Source organism: Streptosporangium sp. NPDC049248, from assembly GCF_040678965.1.
Lineage (GTDB): Bacteria > Actinomycetota > Actinomycetes > Streptosporangiales > Streptosporangiaceae > Streptosporangium > Streptosporangium fukuiense.
The window spans coordinates 1-13104 of the sequence record NZ_JBFAQY010000058.1 but is presented as its reverse complement, the minus strand read 5'-3'; the positions used below and the strand labels follow the sequence as shown (position 1 = coordinate 13104).

General features: G+C 70.9%; 1 protein-coding gene. It reads right to left on the bottom strand.

Annotated elements, in window-relative coordinates; all coding sequences use genetic code 11:
• Positions 1-6 precede the first annotated feature (6 nt).
• Positions 7-13017, bottom strand: coding sequence for an SDR family NAD(P)-dependent oxidoreductase (locus tag AB0K21_RS44005; RefSeq protein ID WP_364159064.1), 13011 nt, complete (start codon positions 13015-13017; stop codon positions 7-9).
• Between the last annotated feature and the right edge of the window lie 87 nt (positions 13018-13104).

Here is a 13104-nt window from a genome sequence, read left to right as displayed (position 1 = left end):
TGGAGGTCACAGTTCTTTCAGGTGACCCAGTTCGCTTTCGATGAAGCCGAGGATGTCCTCGGTACTCGCCGATTCGAGCATGTCCTCGACAGCGATTTCACTAGTTTCTGAGCCGCTCCCGCTCACCTTCCCCAGCAACTGCCGGAGCCGCGTCGCGATGCCGTTCCGAGTGATCTCGTCAATCGTGTCCTCGGAAAGGGCGACCTCGAATCGGTCGAGATCGGCCAGCAACGACGGCTTCGCGACCTCGGTCTCCCCGGGAGCGATCTCCGCGAGGAGGTGTTCGGCGAGGGCCGTGGGCGTGGGGTAGTCGAAGACGAGGGTGGAGGGCAGGCGCAGCCCGGTGGCGGCGTTGAGCCGGTTGCGCAACTCGATCGCGGTCAGTGAGTCGAAGCCCAGCTCGCGGAACTCGCGCCGTACTTCCACCGCCGCTGAGTCGGGGTGTCCGAGTACGGCGGCGGCCTGGGTGCGAACCAGGTCGATCAGCACCCGGATCCGCTTGGCGGCGGCCAGGCCGGCCAGCTGCCGGGACAGTGCCACGCCCGCACCACCGTCTCCGGCGGCCGACGACGCGGCGGCGGTACGACGGGTCCCGCGCACCAGCCCGCGGAACAGCGGCGGCACCTGCTCTTGCGGCAGTGCGGGCGGGTTCAGCCGTACCGGGACCACCAGCGGCGCATCCGAGTCGATGGCCGCGTCGAACAGGGCCAGCCCCTGCTCGGTGGTGATCGGCGGCAACCCGGCGGCGGTCATCCGCTGCACATCGGCCTGCGACATGGCCCCGGTCATCCCGGTGGCCTGCGCCCACAACCCCCACGCCAGCGACAACCCCGGCAACCCCTGCGCCCGGCGCCGCGCCATCAACGCGTCCAACCACGCATTCGCCGCCGCATAGTTACCCTGACCCGCACCACCCATCAACCCGGCCAGCGAGGAGAACACCACGAACCCCGCCAGATCCATCCCCTGGGTCAGCTCGTGCAGATGCCAGGCCGCGTCCACCTTCGGCCGCAACACCCCATCCAGCCGCTCCGGCGTCAACGAGGCGATCGTCCCGTCATCCAGGACTCCGGCCGCGTGAATCACCGCGGTCAGCGGATGCCCGGCAGCCACCCCGGCCAGCAGGCCGGCCACCGCGTCCCGGTCCGCCATGTCACAGGCGGCGATGGTGATCCGGGCACCCTGATCGCTCAGCTCCCGATGAAGCTCTGCCGCACCGGGGGCGTCGGGGCCTCGTCGGCCGGCCAGCAGCAGATGCCGCACCCCGTGCTCGGCCACCAGATGCCGGGCCACCTCCGCACCCAGACCACCCGTCCCACCGGTGATCAACACCGTGCCCTCCGGGTCCCAGACCCGAGGCATGGTCAGCACGATCTTCCCGGTGTGCCTGGCCTGACTCATGAACCGGAACGCCTCCCGGCCCCGGCGCACATCCCACGCCGTCACCGGCAACGGCCGCAACTCACCCACCGCGAACAGCCCCATCAGCTCGGCCAGGATCTGCTCCAGCCGCCCCGACCCGGCATCCATCACATCAAACCAGTGATACTCCAGCCCCGGGAAACTCCCCCGCTCACGAATGTCCAGCTTGCCCATCTCGACGAACCGGCCACCCGGCCGCAACAGCCGCGCCGAGGCGTCGATGAACTCACCTGTCAGCGAGTTCAGCACCACATCGATGCCCCGCTCACCGCAGACCGCACGGAAGCGCTCCTCGAACTCCAAGGTGCGCGAGGAGGCGATGTGATCGTCCGGGATGCCCATCGAACGCAGCACCTCCCACTTCGCCGGACTCGCCGTGGCGAACACCTCCACGCCCAGCCGCTGGGCCAGCTGAATCGCCGCCATGCCCACACCGCCCGTACCGGCGTGCACCAGCAGCCGCTCACCCGCCCGCAACCCGGCCAGATCCATCAGCCCGTAGAAGGCCGTCAGGAACACCACCGGGATCGTCGCCGCCTCCTCGAAGGAGATCCCATCGGGGATCTGCACCAGGGTCGTGGCCTCGGCGACGACCACCGGGCCGAACCCGCCCTCGGCCAGACCCATCACCCGATCCCCCGGACGCAGGCCCTTCACCTCGGGACCGGCCTCCAGCACCACGCCGGCGATCTCGCCGCCCATCAGGCCGACCTTGTCCTGGAACCAGCCCAGCGCGTTCAACCCGTCCAGCAGGTCCCGGAAGTTCACCCCCGCCGCACGCACCGCCATCCGCACCTGCCCGGCCTCCAGCGGCTCGGCCGCCTGCGGGAACGGAAGCAACTCCAGCGCGTCCAGGCTGCCCTTGGCCCGGCTGCCCAACCGCCACGGCACCCCACCGGCCGGCGGCAGCAGACCCGCCCCCGAGGCCAGCAACGCCAGCCGCGGCACCCGCACCCCACCGTCACGCACCGCCACCTGCGGCTCGCCGGAAGCCAGCACGACGGGCAGCGCATCGAGCCGTACCGGCTCCTCGTCCACGTCGACCAGCACGAACCGGCCGGGGTTCTCCGACTGCGCGCTACGCACCAACCCCCACACCGCCGCAGCCGTCAGATCGGTGACCGCCTCACCCTCACCGGCCGCGATCGCACCCCGGGTGACGAACACCAGGCGCGAGTCGCTGAACCGCTCGTCGGCCAGCCACCCCTGCAACAGACCCAGCACCCCGGCGGTCACCGCACGCGCCGATTCCAGCACGCCGGTGTTCTCGGGGGAGCCGACGGTGAACGTCACCACGTCCGGTACCGGGTCCAGTGCGGCAAGGTCTCCGGTCATCTCGGCCACGCTCAGCCCGGCGGCCGATTCCGGCACCTCGGGCAGCGTGCTCCACTCCACCCGGAACAGCCCGTCCCGCTCCACGCCACGGCCGCCGCCGACGGCGAGCTGGTCGGTCGCGATCGGCCGCAGCACCAGCGAACGCGACGACAGCACCGGCTCGCCGGCAGCGTCCACCGCGGTCAGCGACACGGAGTCGTCACCCGTCTTGGCCAGCCGCACCCGCAGCATCGACGCGCCACCCGCGCGCAGGCTCACCCGGCCCCACGAGAACGGCAACCGGCCACCCTCGACCGGCTCCAGCCCGACGAACGGCACCGCGTGCAACGCCGCGTCCAGCAACGCCGGATGCATCCCGAACGAACCGACGTCACCGACCTGCTCGGGCAGCGCGACCTCGGCGAACACCTCGCCGTCGGCGCCGCACCAGGCGGCGCGCAGATTCTGGAAGACCGGGCCGTATTCGAACCCGCCCGCGGCCAGTTCCTCGTACAAGCCGTCCAGCTCGATAGCGGTCGTGCCCAGCGGGGGCCACACCGCGGCGTCGAACGGCGCGGTGTCCGCGGAACCGATGGTGTGGGTGCCTGTCGTGAAGGTGCCGGTGGCGTGCCGTACCCACGGCACGTCGTTTGCGGCCTCGGCCGATCGGGCGTAGATGTTCACGCTCCGGTGGCCCGTCTCCTGGGTGGCGCCCACCCACACCTGCACCGCGACGGCTTCGCCCTCGCCCAGCGTCAGCGGCGCGGTCAGGGTCAGCTCCTCCACCAGGTCGCAGCCGACCTGGTCGCCCGCCCGGATCGCCAGCTCAAGGAACCCGGTCCCCGGGAAGATCACTGTTCCCGACACCACGTGGTCGGCCAGCCACGGATGCGTCCGCACCGACAACCGCCCGGTCAGCAGCACACCGTCCGAGTCGGCCAGGCCCACGGCGGCGCCCAGCAGCGGGTGGCCGGCTGTCGCCAGCCCGGCCGCGGCCACGTTGCCCACGCCGGCTGTCACCCTCTTGGGCCAGAACCGCTGATGCTGGAAGGCGTACGTCGGCAGGTCGACCCGGCGAGCATCGGGGAAGACGGCCTGCCAGTCCACCGCCACCCCGTGCACGTGCAGTTCGGCCAGCGCCGTCATGAGCGCGATCCGCTCGTCTCGGTCCTTGCGCAGCACCGGCACCAGCACGGCGTCCGACGTGTGCACCTCCACCTCGGACTCGGCCGCGAGCGTGTCGACCGCCATCGCGGTCAGCACCCCGTCAGGCCCCAGCTCCAGATACGCCCGCACCCCCTGGGCGTGCAACGCGCGCACCCCGTCGGCGAACCGGACCGCACCACGCACCTGCTCCACCCAATAATCCGGCGAACACAACCGCTCGGCCGTGGCCGCCTCACCGGTCAGCGTGGACACCACCGGGATCTGCGGCGGGCCGTAGGTCAACGTCCGGGCCAGCGTGCGGAAGTCCTCCAGCATCGGATCCATCAGCGGCGAATGGAACGCGTGCGACACCCGCAACCGCTTCGTGCGCACCCCGCGCTCCTCCAGAGCGGCGGCGACATCGAGAACCGCCTCCTCCACCCCGGAGAGCACCACCGAGGCCGGGCCGTTCACCGCCGCGACCGACACCTCGTCCTCACGCCCGGCCAGCAACGACTCGATGTCCTCCTCTGCGGCCCGCACCGCCACCATCGCCCCACCGGACGGCAACGCCTGCATCAACCGCGCCCGGCCCGCCACCAACGCACACGCGTCCTTCAGTGACAAAACCCCCGCCGCATGAGCCGCGCTGATCTCCCCGACCGAATGCCCCGCCAGCACACCCGGCCGCACCCCCCACGAAGACACCAACCGGAACAACGCCACCTCAAGCGCGAACAACGCCGGCTGCGCCCACCCCGTCCGATCCAGCAACCCCGCCTCCGCCGAACCCGGCTCGGCGAACAACACCCCACGCAACGACCCGCCAAGCAACGGATCCAGCTCCGCGACCACCTCGTCCAACGCCGCCGCGAACACCGGGAACCGCGCATACAACTCCCGGCCCATCCCCGCCCGCTGACTCCCCTGACCGGTGAACAACACCGCCAGCTTCGGCTCCGTCGCGGCCAGCCCGGCCACCACACCGGCCCCCGGGCGGTCCTCGGCGACAGCCCGCAGTCCGGCCAGCGCCTCCTCGCTGTCGGCCGCCAGCACCACCGCCCGGTGCTCGAACGCCGACCGCGTCGTGACCAGCGAGAAACCCACATCCGCCTGATCCAGCTCACCGTGCGCACTCACATACGCCGCCAGCCGCCGCGCCTGCTCACGCAGCGCCTCGCCACTCCTGGCGGACACCACCCACGGCACCACACCCGCAGCCGGCGCCCGGTCCTGGTCACGCGGCTCCGCCTCAGGAGCCTCCGGCCCCTGCTCCAAGATCAGATGCGCGTTGGTGCCGCTGATGCCGAACGAGGACACACCCGCCCGCCAGGGCCGGTCCACCTGAGGCCAGGACCTGGACTCGGTCAACAACTCCACCGCACCCGCCGACCAGTCCACATGCGACGACGGCTCGTCCACATGCAACGTCCGGGGCAGCACACCATGCCGCAGAGCCATGACCATCTTGATCACACCCGCCACACCGGCCGCCGCCTGGGTGTGACCGATGTTCGACTTGATCGACCCCAGCAGCAGCGGCCGATCCTCGTCCCGGTCCTGCCCATAGGTGGCCAGCAGTGCCTGCGCCTCGATCGGGTCACCCAGCGTCGTCCCGGTGCCGTGCCCCTCGATCGCGTCCACCTCGGCGGGCCTCAGGCCCGCGACGGCCAGCGCCTGGCGGATCACCCGCTGCTGCGAAGGACCGTTCGGCGCGGTCAACCCGTTCGACGCACCGTCCTGGTTCACCGCCGAACCTCGCACCACCGCCAGCACCTGGTGCCCGTTGCGCTGCGCGTCCGACAACCGCTCCAGCACCAGCACGCCCACACCCTCGGCCCAGCTCACCCCGTCGGCCGCGTCCGAGAAGGACTTGCACCGCCCGTCCCCGGCCAGCCCGCCCTGCGCGCTGAAGTCGATGAACGCGCCCGGGGACGCCATCACCGTCACACCACCGGCCACCGCCAGCGAGCACTCCCCGTTACGCAGCGCCTGCGTCGCCAGATGAATGGCCACCAGCGACGACGAGCACGCGGTGTCCACCGTCACCGCCGGGCCCTCCAGGCCCAATGTGTAGGAGATCCGGCCGGACAGCACGCTTCCGGCGGTGCCGGTTCCCATGAAGCTCATCACGTCCGGAGGGAACTCAAGGCGCCCCGATCGGTAGTCGTGGTACATCATCCCGGCGAACACGCCGGTACGGCTGCCATGCAGCGAGACCGGGTCGATCCCGGCCCGCTCGATCGCCTCCCACGACACCTCCAGCAACTGCCGCTGCTGCGGGTCCATCGCCAGCGCCTCACGCGGCGAGATCCCGAAGAACCCCGCATCGAACTCCCCCGCCTCGTGCAGGAACCCACCCTCACGCACGTAACTGGTACCGCGACTCTCCCGATCCGGGTTGTACAACCCGTCGAGATCCCAGTCGCGGGTCGTCGGGAACCCGCTGATCCCGTCCCCACCCTCGGCCACCAGCCGCCACAGATCCTCGGCGGAATTCACCCCGCCCGGATAGCGGCAGGCCATGCTCACGATCACGATCGGGTCATCGGCCACCGGCGACAGCACCGGCGGCGCCGTGTCCGGGACTTCCGTCTGCGCACCCATCAGCTCGTCAAGCAGGTGTTTGGCCAGCACGGTCGGCGTGGGATAGTCGAACACCAGCGTGGCCGACAGGCGCAGACCCGTTGCGGCATTCAGCCGGTTCCGCAGTTCGATCACTGTGAGGCTGTCAAAACCGAGTTCACGGAACTCCCGCCGCACCTCCACCGTGTCCGGTATGGCGTGCCCCAGCACCAGCGCCACCTCGGTCCGCACCACATCCAGCAGGACCTCGATGCGTTCCGCGGCACCCAGCGAAGCCAGCCTCTGCGGCAGCTTGCTCCGCACCTGCGGGGCGGCGGCCGTCGAGCGGCGTGCGGCGGGCAGCAGCCCGCTCAGCATCGGCGGCAGCTCCGCATGCGCCCGCAACGCCGGCATGTTCAGGCGGACAGGAGCCACCGCCGATTCACCGGACGCGATGGCCGCGTCGAACAACGCCATGCCCTGAGGGGGTGAGATCGGCAGCAGGCCACTCATGCTCCACCGCTGCACGTCCGCCTGCGACAACCGGCTGGTCATCCCGACGTCCTGTGACCACGGGCCCCAGGCCAGCGACACCGCCGGCAGTCCCGCGGCCTTCCGGTGCTGGACCAGCGCGTCCAGGAACGCGTTGCCCGCCGCGTAGTTGCCCTGTCCCGCCCCGCCGAACGTTCCCGCCACCGACGAGAACACGATGAACTCGGCCAGGTCCGCCTCCCGGGTGAGCTCGTGCAGATGCCAGGCGGCATCCACCTTGGGGCGCAACACTCCGCCCAGACGCTCAGGTGTCAGTGAGGCGATGATCCCGTCGTCCAGCACGCCCGCGGTGTGGATCACCGCGGCCAGCGGATGGTCGTTGTCCACCTGCGCCAGCAGCGCGGCGACCTGATCCCGCTCTGCCACATCACAGGGAGCGATGGTCACCTGAGCGCCTCGCGCTGCCAGCTCCCGCTCAAGCTCATGTGCGCCGTCCGCCTCGGGGCCTCGGCGGCTGGCCAGCAGCAGATGCCGCACCCCGTGCTCGGCCACCAGATGCCGGGCCACCTCCGCACCCAGACCACCGGTACCACCGGTGATCAACACCGTGCCCTCCGCATCCCAGCGCCGGGGCATGGTCAACACGATCTTGCCCGTGTGCCTGGCCTGACTCATGAACCGGAACGCCTCCCGGCCCCGCCGCACATCCCACGCCGTCACCGGCAACGGCCGCAACTCACCCGCGGCGAACAACCCCATCAGCTCGGCCAGGATCTGCTCCAGCCGCCCCGACCCGGCGTCCATCACATCGAACCAGTGATACTCCAGCCCCGGGAAACTCCCCCGCTCACGAATGTCCAGCTTGCCCATCTCGACGAACCGGCCACCCGGACGCAGCAGTCGCGCCGAGGCGTCGATGAACTCACCCGTCAGCGAGTTCAGCACCACATCGATCCCGCGCTCACCACACACCTGGGAGAAGCGCTCCTCGAACTCCAGCGTGCGCGAGGAGGCGATGTGGTCATCCGGGATGCCCATCGAACGCAGCACCTCCCACTTGGCCGGACTCGCCGTGGCGAACACCTCCACGCCCAGCCGCTGGGCCAGCTGGATCGCCGCCATGCCCACACCGCCCGTACCGGCGTGCACCAGCAGCCGCTCACCCGCCCGCAACCCGGCCAGATCCATCAGCCCGTAGAAGGCCGTCAGGAACACCACCGGGATCGTCGCCGCCTCCTCGAAGGAGATCCCATCGGGGATCCTGGCCCGGACCTTGTCGCTGGTGATCGCCATCGGGCCGAAGCCGCCCTCGACCAGACCGACCACCCGGTCCCCCGGACGCAGATCCTCGACGCCGGGGCCGACCTCCAGCACCACCCCGGCGGCCTCGCCGCCCATCAGGCCGACCCTGTCCTGGAACCAGCCCAGCGCGTTCAACCCGTCCAGCAGGTCCCGGAAGTTCACCCCCGCCGCACGCACCGCCACCCGTACCCGCCCGGCCTCCAGCGGCTCGGCCGCCTGCGGGAACGGAAGCAACTCCAGCGCGTCCAAGCTGCCCTTGGCCCGGCTGCCCAACCGCCACGGCACCCCGGCCGGCGGCAGCAGACCCGCCCCCGAGGCCAGCGACGCCAACCGCGGCACCCGCACCCTGCCCTCACGCACCGCCACCTGCGACTCGCCGGAAGCCAGCACGACGGGCAGCGCGGACAGGGCGGTCTCGTACTCCTCCACATCGGCCAGCAGGAAGCGGCCCGGATTTTCCGCCTCGGCACTACGGACCAGTCCCCACACGGTGGCCGCAGCCGGGTTCGACACGGTCTCGCCGGCGTCGGTCGCGACCGCGCCCCGGGTAACGAACACCAGGCGCGAGCCGCTGAACCGCTCATCGGCCAGCCACCGCTGCAGCAGGTCAAGAACGCGTGTGGTCAGCGCGTGCGCCGACTCCACCACATCCGTGGAGTCAGCGACCTCGATTTCGACGGTCACCAGGTCAGGCATCCTGCCGAACGGCAGCTCCAGCGCGTCGAGGTCGCCGGTGAGCTCGGCCACCTCCAGCCCGATCACGGCGTCCACCGGGGAGACCGTCATCGGCGCGGCAACCCAGTCCAGCTGGAACAGCGAGTCCCGCTCCACCCCACGGTCGTGGGAGGCCGCGGCGAGCTGGCCGGTCGAGACCGACCGCAGCACCAAGGAGCGCGCCGACAGCACCGGCGCGCCGACGGCGTCCATCGCGGTCAGCGACACGGAGTCGTCACCCGTCTTGGCCAGCCGCACCCGCAACGCCGACGCGCCTCCGGCCTGCAGGCTCACGTCGCTCCAGGAGAACGGCAACCTTCCGCCCTCTGCCGCCTCCAGCCCGACGAAGGGCACCGCGTGCAACGCCGCGTCCAGCAGCGCCGGATGCAGCCCGAACGAACCCGCGCTCGACGCCGCCTGCTCAGGCAGGGCGACCTCGGCGAACACCTCACCGGCCGCACCGCGCCAGGCGGCTTTCATGCCTTGGAACACCGGCCCATAGCCGAGCCCGCCCTCGGCGAGCCGGTCGTACAGCCCGTCCAGCTCGATCACAGTCGCCCCCGCCGGAGGCCACATCGTGGCATCGTCCCCGGCGGCCGGATCACCGGCCTTGGCGGAAGAACCCGTGGCCATCAGCATGCCGGTGGCGTGCCGTATCCACGGCGCGTGGTCCTCGGCCTCGGCCGGGCGGGCGTAGACGCTGAGCATGCGCCTGCCTGACTCGTCCGGGGCACCCACTGACACCTGCACCGCGACCGCGTCGTCCTCGCCCAGCACCAGCGGGGCGACCAGGGTCAGCTCCTCCACCCGGTCACAGCCGACCTGGTCACCCGCCCGCACCGCCAGCTCCAGGAACCCGGTGCCGGGGAACACCACCATCCCGCCCACGACGTGATCGGCCAGCCAGGCGTGCGACTGCGCGGACAACCGCCCGGTCAGCAGCACACCGTCGGAGTCGGCCAGTCGAACGGCGGCACCCAGCAGCGGATGCTCCGCCGCGGCCAGACCCAGGCCGCGGGCGTCCCCGACGCGCTTACCGGTCGGCCAGAACTGCTGCCGCTGGAAGGCATACGTCGGCAGCTGCACCCGGCGCCCACCCGTAAGCACCGCCCGCCAGTCGAGCGGTACCCCGTGCACATACAGCTCGGCCAGCGCTGTCATGATCGCTGACTGCTCGTCGCGGTTTCTCCGCAGCACCGGCACCAGTACCGGGTTCGAATCCGCGTACCTGCCCGTGGTGACGTGGTGAGCGCTCGTGTCCTCGGCTACGTGGGGACGGGCAACCTCGTCCGCGTCGGCGAGCACCTTCAGGGTGTCGTCGGCCATGGCGGTGAGCACCCCGTCGGGGCCCAGCTCCAGGTAGGCCCGCACCCCCTGGTGGTGCAGGGCCCGCACGCCGTCGGCGAAGCGGACCGCGCCACGCACCTGGTCCACCCAGTAGTCCGGCGAGCACAGCTGCTCGGCCGCGGCCGCCTGCCCGGTCAGGGTCGACACCACCGGGATCTGCGGCGGGCCGTAGGTCAGCGTCCGAGCCACCGCCCGGAAGTCCTCCAGCATCGGGTCCATCAACGGCGAATGGAACGCGTGCGACACCCGCAACCGCTTCGTGCGCACCCCGCGCTCCTCCAGAGCGGCGGCGACATCGAGAACCGCCTCCTCCACCCCGGAGAGCACCACCGAAGACGGGCCGTTCACCGCCGCGACCGACACCTCACCCTCACGCCTGGCCAGCAGAGCGGCGACCTCCTCCTCGGCCACCTGCAGCGACACCATCGCCCCACCGGACGGCAACGCCTGCATCAACCGGCCCCGCGCCGCCACCAGCGCACACGCGTCGGCCAGCGACAGCACCCCCGCCGCATGAGCCGCGCTGATCTCCCCGATCGAGTGCCCGGCCAGCACGTCCGGCCTGACACCCCACGAGGACACCAGCCGGAACAGCGCCGTCTCCACCGCGAACAGCGCGGGCTGCGCCCACCCGGTCCGATCCAGCAGCTCCGCCTCGGCCGTGCCCGGCTCGGCGAACAACACCTCACGCAACGACCCGCCAAGCAGCGGGTCCAGCTCCGCGATCACTTCATCCAGCGCTGTCGCGAACACCGGGAAGCGGTCATACAGTTCCCGGCCCATCCCCGCCCGCTGACTGCCCTGACCGGTGAACAACACCGCCAACTGCGGCTCCGCCCCGGCCACCCCGCACACCACACCGGCACCCGGGCGATCGTCGGTCAGCGCCCCCAAACCGGCCAGCGCACCATCACGGCCCTCGGCCAGCACCACCGCCCGATGCTCGAACGCCGACCGCGTCGTGGCCAGCGAGAACGCGATGTCGGCCAGCCCCAGACCGGCATCGCCATCCACGAACGCCGCCAGCCGTTCGGCCTGCGCCCGCAACGCTCCTGCCGTGCGGCCCGACACCAGTACCGGCACCACACCCGACTCGGCTTCGCTCCGCGGAGTCTCCGGTCCCCGCCGTACCTCCTCGGTTTCGACCTCCGGGGCCTGCTCGATGATCACGTGCGCGTTGGTGCCGCTGATGCCGAACGAGGACACCCCCGCCCGCCAGGGCCGGTCCACCTGAGGCCAGGACCTGGACTCGGTCAACAACTCCACCGCGCCCGCCGACCAGTCCACATGCGACGACGGCTCATCCACATGCAACGTCCGGGGCAGCACACCGTGCCGCATCGCCATGACCATCTTGATCACACCCGCCACACCGGCGGCCGCCTGGGTGTGACCGATGTTCGACTTGATCGAACCCAGCAGCAGCGGACGGTCCTCGTCCCGGTCCTGGCCATACGTCGCCAGCAGCGCCTGCGCCTCGATCGGGTCACCCAGCGTCGTACCGGTGCCGTGGCCCTCGACCACGTCCACCTCGGCGGCGGTCAACCCGGCGCTGCCCAGCGCCTGGCGGATCACCCGCTGCTGCGACGGACCGTTCGGCGCGGTCAACCCGTTGGACGCACCGTCCTGGTTCACCGCCGAACCCCGCACCACCGCCAGCACCTCATGGCCGTTGCGGCGCGCGTCCGACAACCGCTCCAGCACCAGCACGCCCACACCCTCGCCCCAGCTCACCCCGTCGGCCGCGTCCGAGAAGGACTTGCACCGCCCGTCCCCGGCCAGCCCGCCCTGCGCGCTGAAGTCGATGAACGCACCCGGCGTGGCCATCACCGTCACACCACCGGCCACCGCCAGCGAGCACTCCCCGTTACGCAGCGCCTGCGCCGCCAGGTGCATCGTGACCAGGGACGACGAACACGCGGTGTCCACCGTCATCGCCGGGCCCTCCAGGCCCAGCGTGTAGGAGATCCGGCCCGACAACACGCTCCCGGCATTGCCGATGCCGAAGAAGCTCATCACATCCGGCGGGAACTCCACGCTTGACGCGTAGTCGTGGTACATGATCCCGGCGAACACGCCGGTACGGCTGCCGCGCAGCGAGACCGGATCGATTCCGGCCCGCTCGATCGCCTCCCACGACACCTCCAGCAACTGCCGCTGCTGCGGGTCCATCGCCAGCGCCTCACGCGGCGAGATCCCGAAGAACCCAGGGTCGAACTCCCCGGCCTCGTGCAGGAACCCGCCCTCACGCACATAACTGGTCCCCCGGCTCTCCCGATCCGGACTGTAGAAGGCCGACAGATCCCAGCCGCGCGTCGTCGGGAACGACGAGATCCCGTCCCCGCCCTCGGTGACCAGCCGCCACAGGTCCTCAGGGGTGTTGACCCCACCTGGATAGCGGCACGCCATCGACACGATGACAACGGGGTCATCCGAGACCGATGCGAGCGTGGCCGGAATGATCAGGTCGGCCTGTTCGCCGAGCAGCTCGCCCAGCAAGAACTCCGCCAACACCACCGGCGTCGGATAGTCGAACACCAACGTCGCCGGCAACCGCAACCCCGTCGCGACATTCAACCGATTACGCAACTCCACCGCGGTCAGCGAATCGAAACCCAACTCCCGAAACTCCCGACGCACCTCCACCACCTGCGGCGAAACATGCCCCAACACCACCGCCACCTGCGCCCGCACCAACTCCACCACAAACCGCACCCGATCAGCCTCACCCAACCCGGCCAACCGCCCCACCAACCCATCACCCACCACCGACACCGCCGACCGACGAACCCCACGCACCAA